This window comes from Methanoculleus sp. UBA374 (assembly GCA_002508705.1).
In the GTDB taxonomy this organism is placed as follows: Archaea; Halobacteriota; Methanomicrobia; order Methanomicrobiales; family Methanoculleaceae; genus Methanoculleus; species Methanoculleus palmolei.
On record DAYL01000032.1, the window covers coordinates 1 to 20,877 of the forward strand.

28 protein-coding genes are annotated in these 20,877 nt (G+C 61.0%); 18 read left to right on the forward strand and 10 right to left on the reverse strand.

Annotated features, from left to right (window positions below; translation table 11 throughout):
• The 5 genes from BRA42_RS10350 to BRA42_RS10370 form a co-directional block, all read left to right on the forward strand.
• Positions 1 to 405, forward strand: a 405-nt coding sequence (locus BRA42_RS10350) for a hypothetical protein (RefSeq protein WP_342772151.1), incomplete at its 5' end; no start/stop codon positions are given.
• A 70-nt stretch (positions 406 to 475) separates the two neighbouring features.
• Positions 476 to 1,666: a TolB family protein gene (locus BRA42_RS10355; protein ID WP_292410588.1), complete on the forward strand. Its 1,191-nt coding sequence runs from the start codon at positions 476 to 478 to the stop codon at positions 1,664 to 1,666.
• Between the two features lies 1 nt (position 1,667).
• The gene (locus tag BRA42_RS10360; protein WP_292410589.1) at positions 1,668 to 1,925 is read left to right on the forward strand and encodes a hypothetical protein; all 258 of its coding nucleotides are present in this window, start codon (positions 1,668 to 1,670) and stop codon (positions 1,923 to 1,925) included.
• A 289-nt stretch (positions 1,926 to 2,214) separates the two neighbouring features.
• Positions 2,215 to 3,333, forward strand: coding sequence for a TIGR04084 family radical SAM/SPASM domain-containing protein (locus BRA42_RS10365; RefSeq protein WP_292410591.1), 1,119 nt, complete (start codon positions 2,215 to 2,217; stop codon positions 3,331 to 3,333).
• A 61-nt stretch (positions 3,334 to 3,394) separates the two neighbouring features.
• Positions 3,395 to 3,559, forward strand: coding sequence for a hypothetical protein (locus tag BRA42_RS10370; RefSeq protein ID WP_292410593.1), 165 nt, complete (start codon positions 3,395 to 3,397; stop codon positions 3,557 to 3,559).
• 6 nt (positions 3,560 to 3,565) lie between these two features.
• Here the strand turns inward: BRA42_RS10370 and BRA42_RS10375 are convergent, their stop codons facing one another.
• Both BRA42_RS10375 and BRA42_RS10380 read right to left on the reverse strand, forming a co-directional pair.
• The gene (locus BRA42_RS10375) at positions 3,566 to 4,141 is read right to left on the reverse strand and encodes a flavin reductase family protein (protein WP_292410595.1); all 576 of its coding nucleotides are present in this window, start codon (positions 4,139 to 4,141) and stop codon (positions 3,566 to 3,568) included.
• Between the two features lie 79 nt (positions 4,142 to 4,220).
• Positions 4,221 to 5,150, reverse strand: a complete 930-nt coding sequence (locus BRA42_RS10380) for a DUF475 domain-containing protein (protein WP_342770603.1) — start codon at positions 5,148 to 5,150, stop codon at positions 4,221 to 4,223.
• A gap of 113 nt (positions 5,151 to 5,263) precedes the next feature.
• Between BRA42_RS10380 and BRA42_RS10385 the strand changes: the two genes are divergently transcribed.
• A complete protein-coding gene (locus BRA42_RS10385) occupies positions 5,264 to 5,716 on the forward strand; it encodes a CBS domain-containing protein (RefSeq protein ID WP_292410599.1) in 453 nt (150 codons plus the stop codon).
• Positions 5,717 to 5,760: 44 nt separating this feature from the next.
• On the opposite strand, the gene BRA42_RS10390 is transcribed toward BRA42_RS10385, so the two are convergent.
• The 6 genes from BRA42_RS10390 to BRA42_RS10415 all read right to left on the reverse strand — a co-directional run bounded on the left by BRA42_RS10390 (position 5,761) and on the right by BRA42_RS10415 (position 9,115).
• Positions 5,761 to 6,219: a YbhB/YbcL family Raf kinase inhibitor-like protein gene (locus BRA42_RS10390; RefSeq protein ID WP_342770604.1), complete on the reverse strand. Its 459-nt coding sequence runs from the start codon at positions 6,217 to 6,219 to the stop codon at positions 5,761 to 5,763.
• Between the two features lie 57 nt (positions 6,220 to 6,276).
• Positions 6,277 to 6,558 (reverse strand): YbhB/YbcL family Raf kinase inhibitor-like protein, encoded by a 282-nt coding sequence (locus BRA42_RS10395; protein WP_342770605.1) that lies wholly within the window; start codon positions 6,556 to 6,558, stop codon positions 6,277 to 6,279.
• A 49-nt stretch (positions 6,559 to 6,607) separates the two neighbouring features.
• Complete coding sequence (locus tag BRA42_RS10400) at positions 6,608 to 7,066, reverse strand: YbhB/YbcL family Raf kinase inhibitor-like protein (RefSeq protein ID WP_342770606.1); 459 nt, start codon at positions 7,064 to 7,066, stop codon at positions 6,608 to 6,610.
• 237 nt (positions 7,067 to 7,303) lie between these two features.
• The gene (locus BRA42_RS10405) at positions 7,304 to 7,771 is read right to left on the reverse strand and encodes a YbhB/YbcL family Raf kinase inhibitor-like protein (protein ID WP_292410607.1); all 468 of its coding nucleotides are present in this window, start codon (positions 7,769 to 7,771) and stop codon (positions 7,304 to 7,306) included.
• 54 nt (positions 7,772 to 7,825) lie between these two features.
• Positions 7,826 to 8,317 carry a YbhB/YbcL family Raf kinase inhibitor-like protein gene (locus BRA42_RS10410; RefSeq protein WP_342770607.1) on the reverse strand — a complete coding sequence of 164 codons (492 nt, stop codon included), beginning with the start codon at positions 8,315 to 8,317 and terminating at the stop codon, positions 7,826 to 7,828.
• A gap of 93 nt (positions 8,318 to 8,410) precedes the next feature.
• A complete protein-coding gene (locus tag BRA42_RS10415) occupies positions 8,411 to 9,115 on the reverse strand; it encodes a phosphoribosyltransferase (RefSeq protein WP_292410608.1) in 705 nt (234 codons plus the stop codon).
• An 86-nt stretch (positions 9,116 to 9,201) separates the two neighbouring features.
• Between BRA42_RS10415 and BRA42_RS10420 the strand changes: the two genes are divergently transcribed.
• The 6 genes from BRA42_RS10420 to BRA42_RS10445 all read left to right on the forward strand — a co-directional run bounded on the left by BRA42_RS10420 (position 9,202) and on the right by BRA42_RS10445 (position 13,065).
• Positions 9,202 to 9,645: a ribonuclease HI family protein gene (locus tag BRA42_RS10420; protein WP_292410609.1), complete on the forward strand. Its 444-nt coding sequence runs from the start codon at positions 9,202 to 9,204 to the stop codon at positions 9,643 to 9,645.
• Between the two features lie 4 nt (positions 9,646 to 9,649).
• Positions 9,650 to 10,108, forward strand: a complete 459-nt coding sequence (gene tsaA / locus BRA42_RS10425) for a tRNA (N6-threonylcarbamoyladenosine(37)-N6)-methyltransferase TrmO (protein WP_292410611.1) — start codon at positions 9,650 to 9,652, stop codon at positions 10,106 to 10,108.
• A 139-nt stretch (positions 10,109 to 10,247) separates the two neighbouring features.
• Positions 10,248 to 11,144: an Mrp/NBP35 family ATP-binding protein gene (locus BRA42_RS10430; RefSeq protein WP_292410613.1), complete on the forward strand. Its 897-nt coding sequence runs from the start codon at positions 10,248 to 10,250 to the stop codon at positions 11,142 to 11,144.
• Positions 11,145 to 11,147: 3 nt separating this feature from the next.
• Positions 11,148 to 11,468 carry a hypothetical protein gene (locus BRA42_RS10435; RefSeq protein ID WP_292410615.1) on the forward strand — a complete coding sequence of 107 codons (321 nt, stop codon included), beginning with the start codon at positions 11,148 to 11,150 and terminating at the stop codon, positions 11,466 to 11,468.
• 125 nt (positions 11,469 to 11,593) lie between these two features.
• Positions 11,594 to 11,998, forward strand: coding sequence for a hypothetical protein (locus BRA42_RS10440; RefSeq protein WP_292410617.1), 405 nt, complete (start codon positions 11,594 to 11,596; stop codon positions 11,996 to 11,998).
• A 50-nt stretch (positions 11,999 to 12,048) separates the two neighbouring features.
• On the forward strand, positions 12,049 to 13,065 hold the full coding sequence (locus tag BRA42_RS10445) for a PDDEXK nuclease domain-containing protein (RefSeq protein WP_292410619.1): 1,017 nt from the start codon (positions 12,049 to 12,051) through the stop codon (positions 13,063 to 13,065).
• A 241-nt stretch (positions 13,066 to 13,306) separates the two neighbouring features.
• Here the strand turns inward: BRA42_RS10445 and glnA are convergent, their stop codons facing one another.
• Positions 13,307 to 14,638, reverse strand: coding sequence for a type I glutamate--ammonia ligase (gene glnA / locus BRA42_RS10450; RefSeq protein ID WP_292410621.1), 1,332 nt, complete (start codon positions 14,636 to 14,638; stop codon positions 13,307 to 13,309).
• A gap of 105 nt (positions 14,639 to 14,743) precedes the next feature.
• On the opposite strand from glnA, the gene BRA42_RS10455 reads away from it, so the two are divergent.
• The 5 genes from BRA42_RS10455 to BRA42_RS10475 all read left to right on the forward strand — a co-directional run bounded on the left by BRA42_RS10455 (position 14,744) and on the right by BRA42_RS10475 (position 19,930).
• Positions 14,744 to 15,790, forward strand: a complete 1,047-nt coding sequence (locus BRA42_RS10455; protein WP_292410623.1) for a hypothetical protein — start codon at positions 14,744 to 14,746, stop codon at positions 15,788 to 15,790.
• The gene (locus BRA42_RS10460) at positions 15,787 to 17,307 is read left to right on the forward strand and encodes a glutamate synthase-related protein (protein ID WP_342770608.1); all 1,521 of its coding nucleotides are present in this window, start codon (positions 15,787 to 15,789) and stop codon (positions 17,305 to 17,307) included. The genes BRA42_RS10455 and BRA42_RS10460 overlap by 4 nt, the downstream gene beginning before the upstream one ends.
• Positions 17,308 to 17,314: 7 nt before the next feature.
• On the forward strand, positions 17,315 to 18,052 hold the full coding sequence (locus BRA42_RS10465) for a hypothetical protein (RefSeq protein WP_292410627.1): 738 nt from the start codon (positions 17,315 to 17,317) through the stop codon (positions 18,050 to 18,052).
• A gap of 4 nt (positions 18,053 to 18,056) precedes the next feature.
• Positions 18,057 to 19,076, forward strand: a complete 1,020-nt coding sequence (locus tag BRA42_RS10470; protein ID WP_292410628.1) for a Coenzyme F420 hydrogenase/dehydrogenase, beta subunit C-terminal domain — start codon at positions 18,057 to 18,059, stop codon at positions 19,074 to 19,076.
• Between the two features lie 206 nt (positions 19,077 to 19,282).
• Positions 19,283 to 19,930, forward strand: a complete 648-nt coding sequence (locus BRA42_RS10475) for a DUF3267 domain-containing protein (RefSeq protein WP_292410630.1) — start codon at positions 19,283 to 19,285, stop codon at positions 19,928 to 19,930.
• Between the two features lie 87 nt (positions 19,931 to 20,017).
• Here the strand turns inward: BRA42_RS10475 and BRA42_RS10480 are convergent, their stop codons facing one another.
• Positions 20,018 to 20,416 (reverse strand): hypothetical protein, encoded by a 399-nt coding sequence (locus BRA42_RS10480; protein ID WP_292410632.1) that lies wholly within the window; start codon positions 20,414 to 20,416, stop codon positions 20,018 to 20,020.
• A 106-nt stretch (positions 20,417 to 20,522) separates the two neighbouring features.
• Between BRA42_RS10480 and BRA42_RS10485 the strand changes: the two genes are divergently transcribed.
• Positions 20,523 to 20,684, forward strand: a complete 162-nt coding sequence (locus BRA42_RS10485; protein WP_342686152.1) for a hypothetical protein — start codon at positions 20,523 to 20,525, stop codon at positions 20,682 to 20,684.
• Positions 20,685 to 20,877: the final 193 nt, after the last annotated feature.

Here is a 20,877-nt window from a genome sequence, read left to right on the forward strand (position 1 = left end):
CCAGTTTTATCCGAGGGGACTTATAATTATCGGATCACCTCTCTCATATTTGCGTCAGAAGCAGTGGTTCTATTCAGTCTGCTCCGGATTATGCAGGTGAAACCTCCTCTGATCCGGACATTCAGCGTCATTTTCTACAGTTGCGCAATAGCCTATTCTTTTATCTGGGTAATATTACGATTAGATCTGCTCTCCGGGCATATTCTGTTAAGAAACTCAGGCAATATCCTCTATTATTTGTATTTACTACCTCTGGGATACCTTGAGTATCTCGGGGTCCGAGATATAGTGAGCGCAAATCGCCCCCGAATTATAGCCGCAACAGTGGTTGCGATTATTATCCACTATCTCCTGTTCGAACCGGAGCTGCTTTTCCTCACGAACCTCTTGAATGGGATATTTTGATTTATGATCGTTAATAGCCGTAACCGTTGCGAGCATCCAAAATCCAGTGCAGGAAGCAGGGGTGCAGAATATGATGAAAAAACTATTGTTACTGCTGCTATTACTGGCCGTTTTTTCTAGCTTTTTAAACCAGTATGGGTTTACTCCAGATCATTCTGCTTACTCGATGACGAAGATTTGCGAACAACTCCCGACTTATAATATCGGCGATCTCAAGGATACAAAAGTCCTGTATTTGTCAAATTCTATTGTTGTACTCGATTATTATAGTAACCAGAAGGTATCGATTCCCTGCAGCAGTCGTACTTTACCCTCACTTCCCGTGATGGATAATACCGGGACGAAGATTGCATATAAAGAGTCACGCTCCGATCCTAATCTATGGGTTTATAACACCGAAACCGGTGGAGCCGTACAGATACCACTCGGTTATACCGGCAGTCCGTGGGATCGTCATAACATTCCGCGTTTCAGCCCGGACGGGGAGCAACTCGCTTATCTCCACAGTATCTCATTTGATAATTATTCACTCTCCGTTGCAGATACCGGTGGAAGCTGGAAAAAGGACCTGATGACCGGTATTGCCGATCTCTCGTACTATGACTGGAACCCTGACAACAAAAGAATCGCAATACTGGCCAAAGCAGGAGGTAACGAGAGGTCTTCGATCTATATCATCGATTCTGCAGGTTCGGATATCATCAAAATAAAAGAGAATGTTGAAACAAAGCAGAGTATCCTGGATGGATTGTACCTGTGGAACCCTGTGGGTCTGGATGGATTATGCCAGTGGAACCCTGCGGGTACGAACATAGCCTATATCTCAGCCGGGAATATCTTCACTATTACCGCCGATGGGAGTCAAGAGCGCCAGGTGACCGATGATGGAAACACATTCTTCCTCCAATGGAGCCCAACAGGGGATAAAATTGCGTACCTGACCCGTGACGGGCTCGGTCAGGAATACGAAACCGGACACGTGAAAAAGGGGGAATACGGTAGATTGCACCTGATCAACCTGGATGGAACGGGCCATGAGGAGATCTTTGCAGAGTACACCGGAGGTTTTCTCCTCGAACTTCCATTCACCTGGACTGAAAATGGGAAAGGGATAATCCTCTTCAATATTGAAGGCGGGTACCTGATGGACCTGGAGAAGCCGGCAGGTTATGATCCGGCTTTAATTGCTCTCGTCGCCCTCTGCGTCGCAATCGTGGCCTGCGCAGTATCGATCATCCTTGAATACTACCGGAGGGCGTGATGTGAGATCCATTGGCAGGTCGTCAACAGTAACCCTCGACGGCAACCCGAGACATACGAGCGAACCGGACGTCCAGCAGGTGTCCCACACCTTCCCGAGCGCTCCGCGGGGAGAGCATATGGTCCGGGTGGTCGCGGCGAATGCCAACGGGACGGGAGCGAACTACTGGACCCAGAACGTATTCTCGACGCCGCCCGTGGTGAAGAAGGTGACCCTGCGAAGCCGGACGTTACCGATACCGTTCGTTACGGCAATTTGAAGCTTCATCCGATCAAACCGTGGTCATGAAGATGTGGATTCCTTGTGGCTGAGAGTACATCCCCCCTGGCGCAACCTGGTTCCCGAGGGGCGCTCCTCTCGATCCTGATACCGAACCGCCTTACAGAAGAAGAGTTTCTCGATCTGTGAAGGGCCTGCTATCGCGGGATTGCCTCCGGGCGTCGGCGGGGTTATAGATCATCCCGGATAGTAAGCCGGGAAACAAGGGAAAGAGGCCCCATATCCTTCACCTTTTTCCGCCCGGGCCTCGAAATAATAAGAGACCATCCGTGTATTATCACCTCATCCTGACCGACAACTGCAACCTCTGCTGCACCTATTGCCGGGGAAAGGCGTTCACCGTCGACCCCCCGGAGCTGCCCGATATCGCCGTCGACGAGAACCTCCCGGTGGACCTCGATATCGATCTTGACGACCTCTACCGGTTCCTCGCAAAGGACCCCGGGGCCGTACTGACCTTCTATGGCGGGGAGCCCCTGCTCGCCGTCGACCGCATCCGCGAGATCGTCCGCGACGCCCCGGTCTCGGCGCTGATCCTGCACACCAACGGCACCCTCCTCGACCGCCTCGACCACGCAACCGCGAACCGGTTCGACACGATCCTGGTCTCCATCGACGGACCCGAAGGGCTCACCGACGCCCACCGCGGGAGGGGGACATTTGCGCGGCTCACGAAAAACCTCCGCTGCCTCGCGGCGGGCGGGTTTGCCGGCGAGGTGATCGCCCGGATGACCGTGACCGAGGATACCGATATCGCAGCGGCCGTCCACTACCTCACGGCAAACGACCGGTTCTCCTTCCCGGCCGTCCACTGGCAGATGGACGCGAACTTCTGGAACGACTACGAAATGCGGGACTACACCACCTGGGTAACGGAGAGTTACAACCCCGGCATCCGGGACCTTGTCGCGTTCTGGGTGGAGACGATGCGGGAGGAGGGGCGGGTGCTCCGGTGGTATCCGTTCATGGACCCGATGCAGGATATGCTGCTATCGCGGCCAAGCATGCTCCGGTGCGGTTGCGGCCACGCAAACTACAGCATCATGACCGACGGGCACATCGCCCCCTGCCCCATCATGGTCGGGATGAAGGACTACTACGTCGGGCATATCGCCACCGCCGACCCGCTCCGCCTCCCGGTGACGACCGTGGGGAGCCCCTGCACGGAATGCGGTCTCCTCGACTTCTGCGGCGGCCGGTGCCTCTACTCGAACATCACCCGCCCCTGGCCCGAAGAAGGGCGGCGGGTCGTCTGCGGGACGGTGGAGAACCTCCATCGGTCGCTCTCGACGGCCCTCCCGGAGGTCCGCCGCCTCATCGAGGCAGGAACGGTCCGGATGGAGGACTTCGACCACCGGAAGTACAACAGCTGCGAGATCATACCGTAGGGGGCGGACCCGCCGGGACAACATTCATCCCCGGGGAGGAGAGACCACTCTCCAGGAGACCATGACGACCATCGGACTCATCCTCTGCAGGATCGGGCTCCATCGCTGGGGCAGGAAGCACGGCTACGACGAGTACTCGTCAAACGTCATTGAGTGGGAGCAGCGGTGCGAACGGTGCGGAAAGCGGAAACGCTGGGTCGAGGCGAAACGAGACCGTCGACGATGAAAAAAGTTATTTTTTGAGTTCCTGCCCCACGGAGAAGGCTTTCGCGAGCGCATCCCCGAACTCGTAGTACTCCTGCCGCATCGAGTCGTAGATGAACGGCCGGATCTTCTCGACAGCGGGTTTGCCGTCCGCGTCGATGACGCTCTCGTCCACCTTCACGTCCAGGATCTCCCCGATAAACTGGGTATGCATGCCGATCTCGACCGTCTGGAGGAGCCGGCACTCGAGGACCACCGGGAACTCCCCGACGTACGGAGCGTTCACCCGGTCGCCTTTCACCGGAGTCAGCCCGGTCGCGGCGAACTTATCCGTCTCCCGGCCGGAGACGATGCCGAAGTAATCCGCCTCCCGGACGTAGTCCGTCGAAGGGATGCTGATCGTGAACTCGCGCCGCTCGACCAGGTTCTCGTAGGTCTGCCGCACCTTCTGGAGCGAAACCGCCACCGCAGGAGGACGGGACGAGCAGATGCCGCCCCATGCGGCGGCCATAGCATCCGGCCGACCGTCGGGGCCGTAGGTCCCGATGATCAGGACCGGGTGAGGATAAAGAAGAGTCCGTGGGCCGATAGATCTCTTTGCCATGGGGTAACCATTCGTCCCCCGGCACGGATAAACCTTTTCAAACCCGGAGAATGCAACGGGGAGGCGACCGGAAACCCGGTCATGCGGCGCCCGCGGCCCCCTTCCTTCGCTCCTGCACCGAGCGGAAGAGGAAGAACCCGACGATGGGGAACGTCGCTATCGGCGAGAGCCAGGTCGGGATATGGAACCCGAAACTGTCCGCGAGCATGATCGTCCCGAGCACCAGGATGGAGTACATCGCCCCGTTCTTGAGGAAACAGTAACTCCGGATCTGGTCGACGCTCCGGACGGTCAGTTCCCGGACCACAAAGGCCCCGATACCGTTCCCGATCAGGATGAGGGGGACGGAAAGTGTGAAGGCGAACGCCCCGATGACGCCGTCGATAGAGAAGGTCGCGTCAAGGACCTCAAGGTAGGCGAGCTTCGAGATATCGGAGATCCCCGCTCCCTTCAACCGGGCTTCCTGCATCTCGGCGTTCTGCCTGAACCCATGAACGATGAAGAAGGTGGTGGAGCCGAGCACGGCCGCAAAGCCCATCATGGTGTTGATCTGAAGGGCAAACCAGACAATGACGGCAAGCAGGATCGAAGCGGTTGCATAGAACCAGACGGCCTGTCGGGAGAAGAACGCCTCGGTCCGGAGGCAGCAGTTCTTCTCCTCTGCAAAGAGCCAGTGGAAGAAGAGGAGGACAAGAAACATTCCCCCGAAGATCATGAGGATCGGGGCGGACTCTTCTATCGCAGCCACTACGTCCGGATCGCTTGAAAACGTCGCGAGCAGCGCACCTATTGCCCCGAGCGACGGGTTTGTCGCCCAGACGATCCCCCACGGCAGAAGCCCCCGGATCACGAAGACCGCGAAGAGCAGGCCCCAGATAAGGAACCATCTGCGGGCCTTCTCTTTCATCGTCGCGAGGACGTCGGCGTTGATAATGGCGTTGTCGATGCTCGATACGGTTTCGAAGACAACGAGGCCCGCTACAGTCAGAACTATCAGCAGCCAGTCCATTTCTGTGAGATGGGATCGGTGCCGATCGTATATAAGAAAGGGTGCCGGGCGAGAGAAGGGTTATGTTCATATATCATATCCGGCATGAATCAGTCGTCAACGGAGGTAACAACATGGGACTTGTGGACTGCTGCCGTGACCAGGTCGTCGCCGTCTCACCGGACACCCCGGCTGTGGACGTGGCGAAGATCATGGGAGAGAAGAACGTCGGAAGCGTCGTCGTCGTGACCGGCGACAACCGGCCCGCCGGCATACTCACCGACCGCGATCTCGCGGTCGGGGTTATGGCGCGGGAACAGAACCCGGGCGAAGTCCGGGCGGGAGATATCGCGACCCGGAGCGTGATCACGTTTCAGGACAGCATGGGGATCTACGAAGCCATCCGGAAGATGACCGATGAAGGCATCCGAAGAATGCCCGTCGTCGACAACGCCGGGAAACTGATCGGGATCGTCACTCTGGACGACGTCATCCGCATGCTGGGCGAGGAGATGGCCACGATTGCAAAGAACATCGAGAAACAAAGCCCGCCGATACAGAAAGAGAGCCCCCCCATACCCCTGTGAGGGGGCCCGACAACCCCTACTTTCGGGCGCACGCCCTTCTTTCCTTACCCGGTTGCGAAGGCGATGACCTCGCCGGCCTGGTTCATCGAGCCCTCCATCGTCCGGACCAGATCCTCCCAGGTCGCCCCCGGCGCGAGCGCGAGGTCGAGGTCGAGCGCGTAGACCCGGAAGAGGTATGCCTCGATCTTCCCGGCCTCCGGGCAGGGGCCCCGATAGCCGATGCTCCCGAAGTCGTTTGTGCCCTGTACGGCGTGGAGAGGTGCCTCCACTACCCCTCCGACCGGAAATCCCTCCGGGATCAGCGGAACGGCGGGTATGTTCCAGGCGACCCACACCACCCGCGACGGCCCCTCCTCGGGGCTCGTCTTCGCAAGAACCGCAAGCGATTTTATGTTCGGGAGGACGCCGTCGACCCGGATTGCGGGCGACCGATTCGCCCCCTTGCAGGTGTACTCCGGCGGGAACTCTTCAAAGTCCAGACTCACTACCAACTTTTGTGCCATATCAAACTCCTATGATACTCATTTTCCAGGACTAGGGTATTAAAATGGTGCGTTTGGTCACCGGGAGGACATAGCGGCGGTATCGCCGAACCCGAGGACGTGGCCCCGCATCGCGTCGATGAGGTCGTGCTTGCCTGCGCCGGGCGCGAGATCGAGCATCGCATCAAGCCCGTAGACCTTGAAGAGGCACCGGTGTGTCTCACCCTGCGGGGGACAGGAGCCGCGCCAGCCGATGCCCCCGCAGTCGTTCGTCCCCTGGACGGCACTCACCGGGGCCGTCACGATACCCTTGCGGCGGGGTGCACGCCGATACCTATCCGAGGTAAGGGAGGGCTTCAATATCTTTTCTTCTCCGGCCGGGAGCTCTCGCTCCCGCACCGGCCGCCCCTTATCCGGTGGCGAAGACAACAACTTCCCCGACCTGGTTCATCGAGCCTTCCATCGTCCGGACCAGATCCTCCCAGGTCGCGCCGGACGCAAGCGGGAGATCGAGATCGAGCGCATAGACCCGGAAAAGATACACTTCGGTCGTTCCGGCCTCCGGGCAGGGTCCCCGGTAACCAAGGGTACCAAAATCATTCCTGCCCTGCCGGGCATGGAGGGGCGACTCCACCGTCTCTCCTTCCGGGAACCCCGCCGGGATCTGCTCGACGGCGGGGAGGTTCCAGAGAACCCACGCCACCCGCGACTCTCCGCCCTCGGGGCTCGCCGTTGCGAGGATCGCGAGCGACTCGATGTTCGAGAGGATTCCCTCGACCCGGATCGGGGGCGACCGGTTCGCTCCCCTGCAGGTGTACTCCGGCGGGAACTCATCAAAATCCAGTTTCACGGCCAGTTTTGGCATCATACAGCAGTCTCTCTCGGTATCCTCCTTCAGGAAACAAGATATAAATAGATATGTGCGTGGGGACCATGACAGCCGTGGACTCCCCGTTTGCTGACCGCGACCTGTCACTGCCTATATCGTCGACGCATGTGAAGATGTGATGACCCGGACAACATTCGTGGCAGACCTCGCGTTCTTCGTGCCTTCGCGTGAGACCTGCCTGAACCGGGTTTTACGCCCTTCAAACACCGATGGCCATCACCGGGAGTACACGGCGGCCGTCTCGCCGAACTGGAGGACGTGCCCCTGCATGGCATCGATGAGGTCCTGCTTCCGGGCGCCTGCCGGCACCTCCAGGGCGGCGTCAAGCCCGTAAACCTTAAAGAGGTAACGATGCGTCTCCCCCATGGGAGGACAGGGGCCGCGCCAGCCGATGGTTCCGTAATCGTTCGTCCCCTGAACGGCTGAGACCGGAGTGGTCACGACGCCCTGCGGCGGGATGCCCTCCGGAATTACCGACGCCGGCGAGAGGTTCCAGATGATCCAGGTAGTGAAGGAGCACCCGGGTTCGTACGGGTTCAAGGCAAAGACCGCTATTGTCTGCGTCGCCGGGATGAGTCCCCGGACCCTCAGTTCGGGCGAGAGGCCGGCACCGTCGCATGTGGTCCAGATCGGAAACTCCGCATCACGGAGAGAGACGATCAGGTTGGTAACTTCGGGGTTCATGATACGTCTCTCGGTATAACGTAAAGAAAAAGATTGTGGAAGCCGCCCGGCGCATCAGGTGCGGGGCCCGGTCTCCGGCGGGGTCTCGAGCGCCTTCCTGCGCTCGTAGACCGCCATAGTCTCGCCGTAGCCGGCGGCGGCTGCCGCGAGCGCACCTTCGAGGAGGGGCCGCCCCGCCCCCGGAGGGAGGTCGAGTTCACGCGCAAGGCTCCATACCCGGATGAAGTAGCGGTGTGATGTACCTCTCGGGGGGCAGGGGCCGCTGTAACCGGTCCTCCGAAAATCGTTCATCCCCTGGACGGCAGAGACCGGGTGGGATATTCGGGGCTCCTGCGGGATACCTGCGGGAATCTCGCCGGTCGACGGGATGTTCCAGGCGAGCCAGTGGGTGAACGTCCCTCTCGGTGCGTCCGGGTCGTCCACGATGACCGCAAGGTAGGGGGCGTTCGACCCGAGGACCCGTATCCGTGGAGAGAGATCTTCCCCGTCACAGGTGTGCTCTGGTGGAAACCGGTCGAAATCGACCGCTATGGTCAGGTTCTGCATGCTCGTTTACCCCTCCGGCACACCATGGGACGGGGCGCATAAATCTGTTGCGGCGGGCGGGACCGGGCCGGACCGACCGTCTTCCTCCATGCGTCAGAAGAGCCCCATGTCCCGGGCCTGGATCAGCAGTTCCTGCACCTCCGGATCGCGAAGATCGTACCATCGCTCGTATGCCTGCGCCACGGCAAACGTGCGGCCGGTCCTGATGTTCAGGCAGACGACGAGGTCCGCCTTTCTGGCGATGAAGTCAACGGCGTGAAGCGAGCCGGTGGGGACCGCCACGATAACCCGGCGGGGCGACCAGGCCCGGGCCGCCTCGACTGCGGCAAACATCGTATACCCGGTTGCAAGGCCGTCGTCGACCAGGATCGCAGTCCGGCCCTCAAGTCCCGGTTCCCGCCGGTCGCCGGAAAACTTCTTCAAGCGCTCCGCCACGTTCGATTTAGCCTTCGCGATCGCGGCGTTCGCCTCGGTCTCCGAGAGATCGAGAGCGGTCATGAGGGCGCGATTCAGGAAGACCCGCCCGTCCCAGGTCACGGCGCCGAACCCGGCCTCTGGGTTCCAGGGTACCTGCACCTTCCGTACCACCGCCATCCGGAGCGGGGCCCTGAGCGCCCGGGCCACCTCAAGCCCCGGCGGCACTCCCCCGGCCGGAATGGCACAGACTACCGGTTCGACGATCATCTCCAGCTGCGAGAGGGTCGCGGCGAGACGCCTCCCGGCATCGGTCCGGTCCTCGAAAACACCCAGCCGGTCCCGCATCGTTTTATCCTCAATGATCCGGCCCGTATCCAGCATAGGTCCGCCTTTACCACACGGGGATATTAACATCTTCCGGTGAGCGATACCAATAACACGCCGGAGAGCGATGATCAACCGGGTAGATGATGGAAAGAGACGAACAGAAGGCCGCGGTGACGACGACGCTGTATACCGACGGTGCTTCAAGGGGAAACCCCGGAGACGCCGCCTGGGCGTACGTGATCGTGCAGGACGGGTCCGTCGCGGCCAGCCGTTCGGGATTTATCGGGACGGCGACGAACAACGTGGCCGAGTATCACGCCGTCATCAACGGTCTGGAGGCTGCACGCGAGTTCACCCGCGGCGGGCTCATCGTCCGGTCCGACTCGGAACTGGTCGTTCGCCAGCTCACCGGGCGGTACCGCATCACGAGAGAGCACCTTGCGGACCTTGCAGGCGAGGTGCGGCGGCTGGTACGCCATTTCAGAGAGGTCAGGTTCGAGAATGTGCCGCGGGAGCACCCCTGTATCCGGATTGCGGACCGGCTCTGCAACGAGACGCTCGATGCGGAGAGGCCGGGGAGGTAACAGCGTGGCCACAATCGAGTGCATTCCCATCGGCGTCGTTCGGTCGCCCTACCGGGTCCGGGGCGACGCCCCCCGCCAGGGGCGGCTTGCGGATACCGTTGCGGAGATCCACATCCATGACGCCTACGTCCCGGGACTCGATAGCCTGGAGCGGAGCAGCCACCTCATCGTGCTCTACTGGCTCGACCGGGCGGAACGCGGGCACCTCTTCGCAAAGCCTCCCGGGGAGACCCGGGAACGGGGGGTCTTTTCAACCCGCTCACCCGCCCGGCCGAACCCGATCGGGTTCGGAGTCGTCGACCTGATCCGGCGGAAGGGCGGCGTCCTGGTCGTCCGGGGGCTCGACGCCCTGGACGGAACCCCGGTGCTGGACATCAAGCCCTACTCCCCCGAGATCGACTGTATCCCGAAAGCAACGGGCGGGTGGCACACGAAAACGTCGACTACTCCCGACAGGGGATAGCCCCTGCCCGAAACGCCGCTCCGGCAAGCCGAGCAGGATAATGTGTCATTACCTATACTTTTTTGTAACGATTGGCGTTAATATATAGTAGCTTCAGGTCCTTCTCAGGGAGGATACTGTATCACGGAGGATAGTTCTGATGGCTCAAACAACCAAACCCGATAACGAAACCTGTGCCGGGAACTGCGCTGGCTGCCCGTCTGCGACCGGATGCAATGATCCGAGAAATGCGGGAGCCCCGAGGGATCTCCCCCCGAAAGCCGATATCAGCGTAAAACATGTCGTCCTCGTCCTTTCCGGGAAAGGAGGAGTCGGGAAGAGCACGGTCTCGGCAAACCTCGCTTTTTCCCTTGCGAACCGCGGCTACAACACGGGTCTCATCGACCTCGACATCCACGGCCCGGACATTCCGAAGATGCTCGGGATCGAGAGCGCCCGTCTCCAGTCCTATGACGGGAAGATCATCGAGCCGGTCAGGGTCACCGGCAACCTTGCGGTCATTTCCATGGCGTTCCTGCTCCCGGAACGTAACACCCCCGTGATATGGCGCGGCCCGATGAAGATGACGGTCATCCGGCAGTTCCTGGAAGACGTCAACTGGGGCGACCTCGATTACCTGATCGTCGACCTTCCGCCCGGTACCGGCGACGAGGCGCTCACCATCGCCCAGCTCGCCCCGAACATCGCCGGAGCGGTCATCGTCACCACCCCGCAGGACGTCGCGGTCCTCGACTCGAGCAAGGCGATTGAGTTCGTCAGGAAACTCGACATCCAGGTGCTCGGAGTCGTGGAGAACATGAGCGGGTTCGTCTGCCCTCACTGCAAGGAAGAGATCGACATCTTCGGCAAAGGTGGCGGGGAGCGAGAGGCAAAGGAGCGTGGCGTGCCCTTCCTCGGCGCCATTCCGCTCGATCCCGAGATGCGGAAGGCGGCCGACGAAGGAAGACCCTTCATCATCCGCCAGAGCAAAGATAGCCCGACCTGGAAGAGTTTCGACGCCATCATGAACGCCATGGTTGAACAGGTCGAGGGGTAATCCATGGACTACTCGCGGGTCCTTGCCGGAAAGGGTGAGGAACCCCTCCCAATATTTTCGAAGGTCATCGGGGCGCTCGAGAACTACGAGGAGTTCCCCTTCCTGCTCGAACCCATCTTCCACGAAGCCGCGGAACTCGAGGACGACGACCTCGACCGACTCCGGTTCGGCCTCGTCCGCCTGCAGGTCTACGCCGACATCCACCGTTACGAGGATATGGAGGTGGCCCAGCGGATGAAGTACGTCGCCACAATTCTCGAACGGATGCTCTTCGGAAGACTCCTCCTCGAAGGAGAAGAGACCGGCGGCAAGCAGTGCTGCTAAACCGGATGGTTCGGCATTTCAAGACCGCCTTCCTCAGATGGCATTCAGATTCACGATAGCGTCGTGAACCGATCAGACGTAGGGGGAGGAGCCACGCCGCCCGAACGACGCGGACACTTGGAGCAATGAAGGTATCGCGCTTCGGAACCTCAAACGATGGAGAGTTGCGGGCGAACTCGAACCATGCAAGCAACGAGTATTTCCTGCCTGTCATGGGTCTGATCTTTCTGCGGCACGCATACAGCCGGTTCCTGACGATGAAAGACACCGTTGAAGCCAACTTTCCCGCGCGTGGCGGGAAGACCCGGGCACTGACCAAGGAAGAGTTCTCCCGGAAGAGCGCCAGTTTCCCCGAAACGAAGATCTGCGACGTCAGGGGGCCGGTCAAACCGGTGGACAGGGCCGAGCTCGAGGCCAATGACCGGTTGCTGACACCCGGCCGCTACGTGGGTGCCGCCCCCGAAGAGGAGGGAGGATTTCGAGGAAGCGCTCCGCGAGATCCACGTGGAACTGGAAGACCTCAACACTGAAGCGGTGCGACTGGCGGCGACGATCAAGAAGAACTTCGAGGAACTGGGATATGACGGTCTCGAATCTGCCGGAAGACTACGGCTCACTGCTTCTCGAAGTCAAAGAGCGCATTCGCGCCGCCCAGTACCGGGCACTCAGGGCGGTCAACAAGGAACTGATCGGCCTGTACTGGGATATCGGCAGGATGATCGTGGAGCGGCAGGCCGGCGACACCTGGGGTAAGTCAATTGTCCAACAGTTGTCTGGAGATCTGCAAAAGGAGTTTCCCGGTATCGGGGGCTTTTCCGCCTCAAATCTCTGGCGCATGAAGTCTTTTTTTGAAGCGTATGCCGGTTCTGAAAAACTCGCACAGCTTGTGCGAGAAATTGGCTGGAGCCATAACCTGGTTATTCTGGAGCGGTGTTCCGAGCCGCTGGAGCGTGAGTTCTACCTTCGCATGACCCGCAAATTCGGCTGGTCGAGGAGCGTGCTCGTCCACCAGATCGAGAACCAGAGCTACGAAAAGACGCTCCTTGGCCAGACCAACTTCGACCGGGCACTCACGCCGGAACTGCAGGTGCAGGCCAAACTCGCGGTCAGGGACGAGTACACCTTCGATTTCCTGGAACTCGGAGAGGAGCACTCCGAGCGCGACCTGGAGCGTGCCCTGATAGGCAGGGTCGAAGACTTCCTGAGGGCGATGGGGGGCGTCTTTGCGTTCGTCGGGAGCCAGTTTCGTCTGGAGGTCGAGGACAGGGAGTACTTCATCGATCTGCTGCTGTTCCACCGGCGGCTCCGCTGCCTGGTGGCCATCGAGCTGAAGATCGGCGAGTTCCAGCCCGAGTTCGTCGGCAAGATGCAGTTCTACCTGGCCGCCCTTGACCGCCAGGTCCGCGAAGAGGGCGAGAACCCCTCCATCGGCATCATCCTCTGCAAGGAGAAGAACCGCACCATCGTCGAGTACGCCCTGCAATCCTCCACCTCGCCCATCGGCGTCGCCACCTACCGGACGGTGAGGGAACTGCCCCGGGAACTCCGGGACCAACTCCCCGGCCCGGAGGAAATCGCGAGATTGCTGGAGGAATGAGAGGTGTTCGCAGTCGGAAGTATCTACCTCTTCCGGGTTCCTGGCTCACCGGGGGTTTGTGCAATGGTGCATTGCACAAATTCCGCGGCGCGGTAATACCGGCCGGCTCGATGAACTGAGATGTATGGATATACATGTATGAGTAACTTATCACGTAAAAAACGCTGTGGCGGATGTGGACTGATCCGGTAGGGAAGAGGTCCAGAAGAACAGACTATCGTCAAAAATTCTGCAAAAAAAGTTAGTATGTCGCCAGATACCGGTCGAGTTCCCAGGGGTGGACCGCCGTCCGGTAGGCATCCCACTCGGCTTCCGCGACGCTCGTGAGGGCGTCGACGACGTGGGGACCGAGCGCCCGGCAGATGAGGTCGTCGGCGAGCAGGGCCTGGTGGGCCTCGTAGAGGTCGCCGGGCAGCGTCTCAATCCCGGCGCGGTCCCGCTCGACGGGGGTCATATGATAGATGTTCTTATCGACGCCGACCGGAGGCTCGATCTCCTCCCGGACGCCCTCCATCCCGGCGGTGAGCATCGCGGCGAAGGCGAGGTAGGGATTGCAGGTGGGGTCGGGGCTGCGGAACTCGACGCGGGTGCTGTTGCCGCGAGGGCTCGGAACACGGACGAGGGTCGACCGGTTGCTCGCGCTCCAGCTGACGTAGCAGGGCGCTTCGTAGCCGGGGACGAGCCTTTTATAGGAGTTGATCGTCGGGTTCGCGACGCGGGTGATGGCCTTTGCGTGCCTGAGCAGCCCGCCGATGAAGTGCATACAGGTCTTCGAGAGCCGGAGGGGTGCATCGGGGTCGTAGAAGGCGTTTTCCCCGTCTTTTGCAAGCGAACAGTTGGTGTGCATTCCGCTCCCGCAGATGCCGTAGATCGGTTTTGCCATGAAAGACGCGTGCAGGCCGCGCATCAGCGCCATCGTCTTCACTACGAACTTGAAGGTGATGACGTTGTCCGCCGTGTGGAGGGCGTCGCTGTACTTGAAGTCGATCTCGTGCTGGCTCTCGGCGACTTCGTGGTGCGAGGCCTCGATCTCGAACCCCATATCGGTGAGGGCGATGATGATCTCACGACGGACGTCCTCCGCAAGGTCGGTCGGGGCAAGGTCGAAGTAGCCGCCGCCGTCCTGGAACTGCGTAGTCGGTCTGCCGCCGAGCATCTTAAAGAGGAAGAATTCGAGTTCCGGCCCGGTGTTGAAGACGTACCCGTCCTTTGCCGCGTCCTCCATCGCCCGCCGGAGCACGTAGCGCGGGTCGCCCTCAAACGGCTTCCCGTTGGCCGCCTTGTAGACATCGCAGACGAACCGGGCTTCCGCGTGCTCCCGGGGCCGCCAGGGCAGGAGGGTGTAAGTCGAGAGGTCGGGTTTGAGCACCATGTCGGACTCTTCTATCCGGACGAAACCCTCGATCGACGACCCGTCGAACCCGATACCGCCGGTCAGCGCCTTTTCGGCCTGCTTCACCGGGATAGCAACGTTCTTCGGCAGCCCCAGGAGGTCGGTGAACTGCAACCGAAGAAATTCGACGTTATCCTGCTCAATGCGCTCAAGCATCGCAGAAGTGGCATCACGGGACATGTGGAATTCTACTTCTATCCGATGCAATAAATACCTATTGACACAAATATTCCCGGGTAGAGTTCAAAACTGTGGCAACAGAGTGTTAACTCAATCGAGGTCACCATGTGCGGCATATTTGGTGTAATAGATAAGAGGCGCCAGATGATGGATGGTTCCGGCATCCGACAGGCCCTCTCCATGATGAACGAACGCGGCAGCGGCGAGGGGGCGGGGTACGTCGCCTACGGCATCTACCCCGACTACCGGGACTGCTACGCGCTCCATGTCTTCTTCGACGACGCCTGCGAGAGCAAGGCGGCTGTCGACGCAACACTGGAGCAGTGGGGGACGATCGAGCATGACGAGGCGATCCCGACCTACGACCAGCAAAACCTCCGGGTGCCCTGCACCCCTTGGCGCTACTTCTTCAAGCCTGACCCCTCGCTCGCACCCGAGAAGGATATCATCACGAACCTTGTGATGAGGATCAACGCGTGCGTAAACGGCGCCGAAGTCGTCTCCTCCGGCAAGAACGTCGGCGTCTTCAAGGCCGGAGGGCCCGGCGGCAGGCCGGAAGAGGTAGCGGACTACTACCGTATCGAGGACTATGAGGGCTACCTCTGGCTCGCGCATAACCGCTACGCGACGGCGAGTCCGGAGAAGTGGGAGCGGCCCGACCCGTTCAACCTGCACGACTGGAGCGTCGTGGAGAACGGAAAGACCACCACCTACGGGACCAACCGGCGCTACGTCGAGGGCTTCGGGTACAGATGCTCGATCTCCACCGACAGCGAGGTCATTACCTACTTAATCGACCTCCTGGTGCGGCGGCACGGCCTCGACATCAACCTCGCCATCCGGGCGCTTGCCCCACCCTACTGGGAGGATATCGACCGGATGCCCGAAGCCGAGCAGAACCTGAATCGCGCCATCCGGTTCGCTTACGGCCCTGCGGCGATGAACGGGCCGTTCACCGTCGTGGCCGCGAACCCCGATATGATGGTCGGGTTCACCGACCGGGGCAAACTCCGGCCGATGGTCGTCGGTGAGTGTGGAGACCGCCTCTACATCGCAAGCGAAGAGGTTGCGATCCGCGCCATGGAGCCGAAGGTCGAGTCGATCACGCGGCCGGCCGCCGGTGAACCGGTGATCGGGAGGGCTGCACCATGAATTCCTGCAACCTCGGCAGCATGCCGCTCCGGTACCGGGTCACGATCGACCGTGAACAGTGCATGGAATGCGGCCGGTGCATCGAAAACTGTTCCTACGGCGTCTTCCGGCGGGACGGGGATAAGATCCTGATCAATTCCCGGAAGTGCACCGCCTGCCACCGGTGTCTCACCTACTGCCCCCGGGACGCCATCATGCTTGAGGAGCACCCCTGCGACTACCGGAGCCACCCGGTATGGAATCGAAAGGTCAGGGAGGCGATCTACAACCAGGCCAGGACAGGGAAGATCATCCTCGCCGGGATGGGCAGCGTCGCGGACCTCCCGGTCATCTTCGACCGCCTGATGCTGGACGCCTGCCAGGTCACCACGCCCCCCACCGACCCGCTCCGCGAGCCCGTCGAACTCCGGACCTACATCGGGAAGAAGCCGGGTAAACTGGACTTCCGGCAGAAGCCGAACGGAGACGTCGAACTCGCCACGGAACTCACCCCGAACCTCATGATCGAGACGCCGATCCTGCTCGGCCACATGAGTTACGGCGCGATCAGCCTCAACGCCCACATTGCGATGGCCCGGGCGGCACGGGAGACGGGCACCTACATGGGTACCGGGGAAGGCGGACTGCATCCCGGCCTCTATCCTTACCAGGACCGGATGATCGTCCAGGTCGCCTCCGGCCGGTTCGGTGTGAACGTCGATTACCTGAACCGCGGCGCCGCGATCGAGCTCAAACTCGGCCAGGGCGCAAAGCCGGGGATCGGCGGCCACCTCACCGGCGAGAAGGTGAGCGCGGATGTCTCCAGGACCAGGATGATCCCCCGAGGGAGCGACGCCATCAGCCCCGCGCCGCACCACGACATCTACGGCATCGAAGACCTCCCCCAGCTCGTCCACGCCGTCAAGGAGGCGACGGGGTGGAAGAAGCCGGTCTTTGCAAAGATTGCGGCCGTCAACAACAACGCCGAGAACGTGGCGGCCGTTGCCCGTTCCGGAGTTGACGCCGTCGCGATCGACGGGTTCCGGGGCGGCACGGGTGCCGCACCGCGGGTCTTCCGCGACCACGTCGGTATCCCGATCGAGGTCGCCATCGCGACCGCCGACCGGGAGCTCCGCAAGCAGGGGCTCAGAAACGAGGTCTCCCTCATCGCCTGCGGCAGCATCCGTGAGAGCCCGGATGTCGTGAAGGCGATCGCCCTCGGCGCGGACGCGGTCTACATCGGTACCGCGGCGCTCGCGGCGATGGGATGCCGGGTCTGCGGGAACTGCTATCAGGGGCTCTGCCCCTGGGGCATCGCCACCCAGCGCCAGGACCTCGTGGACCGCTTAAACCCCGATGTGGCGTCGAAGCAGGTGGCGAACCTGATCCACGCATGGACGCTTGAGATCACCGAACTGATGGGAGCGGCCGGGATCAACAGCATCGAGAGCCTGCGGGGCAACCGCGACCGGCTCAGGGGCTATATGCTGGACGAGGGAATCCTTGACGTGCTCGACGTCAAACCGGTGGGAGCGTGAGCAAGAAATGGCAAAACAAGTCACGATCGATGCGAAGGGGATGCACTACACCCCCTTAAACCAGCAGATCAGGAAGGCCGTTGAAGACGGTGCCGAAGAGATCATCGTCAACAACGTCCTCGGGCAGCGGTTCATCGGCGACGGCCTCCGCGGCAGCGCCACGATCCGGGTCAACGGTGTCGCGGGCGGCGACCTTGCCATGTTCATGAGCGGGCCGACCGTCATTGTCCACGGCAACGCGGAGCATGCACCCGGCAACACGATGGACTCCGGGAAAGTCGTGATCCACGGGAGCGCCGGGGATGCGGTGGCGCACAGCATGCGGGGGGGCACGGTCTTCGTCCGCGGGGACATCGGCTACCGCGGCGGGATACACATGAAGCAGTATGAGACGCAGCGCCCCATACTGGTCGTGGGAGGGTCCGCCCAGACGTTCCTCGGCGAGTACATGGCGGGCGGCCTTCTGATCGTCCTCGGTCTCGACGGAGTCATGAAAGCCAGGGAGATCGGGAGCGGGATCCACGGCGGGGAGATCGTCATCCGTGGGGAGGTGGACGACGCCCGCCTTGCCGCAGGGGCAAAGAAGGTGCTGCTCACCGATGAGGACCGCTCCCGGATCGCTCCGGTGCTCCGTGAATTTGCGGGCGACTTCGGGCTCGACCCCGAGCCGCTGGTCAACGCGAATTACACCCGGATTATTCCGGCGAGTGCAAGGCCTTTTGCCGGGAAGTATACGTGGGAGTGAGAGCATGGAGATGAAGACATTCAAGGACCTGGAGTCGGAGGTCTGGGCTACGAACCTCTGTTCCGGATGCGGAGCATGCGTGGCGGTCTGCCCGGCAGACGCTCTCCGATTCGCGCCGGAGGACAATACAGCGCCGGTCAACATCGGCTACTGCAAGGCCGAGAACGACAACGTGCCCTGCGGGGCGTGCTACGCGGCCTGTCCGAGGACCGACCTTGCGGCGCAGGGGAAGATGCTCGGGGCATGCCAGGAGGTCGTAGCGGCCCGGTCGGTCTTCCCGGTCGAGCGCAAGCAGAGCGGCGGTGCTGTGACGGCAATCCTCGTGAACGCCCTCGACGAGGGACTGATCGACGCGGTCGTCACGGTGACGAGGGACCCCTGGACGATGAAGCCGTCGTCGGCGGTGATCACCTCGTCGGATGCGCTCATCCAGCACGCCGGGAGCCGCTATGCCTGGTGGGTGCCGCTCCTTGCATCGCTCAAGGAGGCGGTGGTCACCCGGAAGTACCGGCGCATCGCCGTCGTGGGCGTGCCCTGCGTGGCACGGGCGACGCAGATGATACGGACGAGCAACCACGACCTCCTCAAGCCCTACGCGAAGGCGATCCGGCTCGTGATCGGCCTCTTCTGCACGGAGACCTTCGACTACGCGAAGCTGGTCGAGGGGAAACTGCAATCGGAGCAGAAGATCGAGCCCTGGGAGATCAACCGCCTCGACATCAAGGGCAAGATGGACGTCTACCTGCAGGACGGAGAGGAGGTCGCCATTCCGCTCGCCGACCTGGAAGAGTCCGTCCGGCCCGGGTGCCGGGTCTGCACCGACTTTACGGCGGTGGAGGCGGACGTCTCGGCCGGAGCCGTCGGGTCGCCGGACGGCTACACGACGCTCATCGTCCGGAACGACATCGGCAAAGGGTTCGTCGACCGTGCGGTCTGGCGGGGGAAGCTTGCGACCGGCGGCAGCGTCGATCTCTCCGCCGTCGAGCGCCTGGCGAAGAAAAAAGCAGAGCGCCAGGCGGAATAACCCTTTTTTTGACGGACCGGAGTTTCGAAAAGTTCCTGCCCGGTGCATCGCCGGGGAGCGGTCGGCTCCCGAAGGGAGGAACGCCGGAATTCGCGATCAAACAGCCCCGGGTGGACTCACCCGGCCGCAGGATCAAGAGGAAGAGTGATATTTGATGAAAAACCATAGAGCATCGGTAGTGTAAGCAGCAGTTTAGAAGATGTCTCATGAGATTTGCAAGGAGCATTCCCCTCACAGATAAAGGATTGAGGATACAGTTACTATCCAGCGGGTGGAAACAGATCAAAGAGCCCGCAAACCTCCGGGCTGCAACGTTGCTGTCACTGCCGTTTGCCTTTATACTCGGGGCAATCACGCTGGCGATCACGTACGGGTTAGATCCTTCGATATATGCTTTCTTAAGAGACGGTCAGCGGTTCTCCGTCACGATCCCTTTCAATCTATCTACCCTGCTTTTTATTCTGGCGGCCCCTCTTTTTATAAGCGCCCACGAACTTATTCACGCCGCGTTCATTCCGAATGTTATGAGATCGGATAAAACGTTCTGGGGAATAAACGGAGTGTTCGGATTTGTTTTTACGACCGAAGAGATCGAAAAAGGGCGGTTTCTCATCATCTCCATCATGCCCTATCTGATATTGTCGGTGATGCTGCCGTACATCCTTTCGATCTTCAGCTGGCTCAATGGATACACCATATTTCTCTGCTTACTCAATGCTATGGGGTCCTGTGTGGATTTTTTGAATGCGGGTCTTATAGTCATTCAGGTGCCCAGCGGGGCCACGATCGTCAACAACGGTTTTGAAACATACTACAAAGCGACCGTTCCCCCTTCACCCGCCGGGGGCATTTAGGGTTTTTTTCAGACCGAAGTGCCCCAATCTCAGCATATCGATCATTCCGTTCCGATCTTGATCCGTCATATGCAGGCGGGGAGGGGGTTACCTCGCTCTCTCCCCCGCCTGCTCTGCCGCATACCCGATCCCGACCGCAATGATCGGAATGACGAGGTAGCGAAGACCGATCTGCGCCATGTAGGTGCCGGCGTCCATCCCGGAGAGAGGCAGGAGGACGACGGCGTCGAGCGCCCAGTTGATCAGGAGCCATACGCCGCCGAGCAGGGCGCCTTCCCGGACGAAGCGGGCATGCACACCCCTGAAATAGACCAGGATGAGGAAGGTGCCGAGCGCGGCGGAGAAGACGAGCAGGATCGACTTGATCAGGAAGAGGTCGTAGAGCGGCTCACCCTCCGGCGAATAGAACGGGATTGAGAGCAGGAAGGGGAGGAGCCAGGTGAGGAAGCCGAAGCCGACGAGTTTTCCGGCCGATGTTGCGTTCATAGAATGAGGTAACTCTCCGACGGGATATACCGATCGAGATTGCCCCGGGGTATGTGTCGCGGTCTGCCCGGCAGCCGCCCTCCGGTTCGCGCCGGGAGATGCCGCGGTGGCGGCGATCCCGGAGAATTCCCTCGCCGGGGGACTGATCGATGCGGTCGCCACGGTGACGGCCGACCCCGGGACGATGAACCGTCGTCCACCTGCTCATGCTGATCGGCGCGGTGGCGCTCGTGCCGAAGGAAGCGCCGGTCCGACGCGACGGTCGTGAAACCGTCTGTGCGGTCAAGACGGACAGTATCAGCGAAACCGTGATCGTCCGTCCTGGAGAGCGGGTGCCGGTCGGACGGCACGGTTGTCACCGGGTCGTCGTACGTCGACCAGGCCGCGGTACACGGGAGAACCGGTTCCCGTGGCCGCGGTCCCCGGCGGGGACATGCCCCGATGCAGCAGAGGTCCGGGTG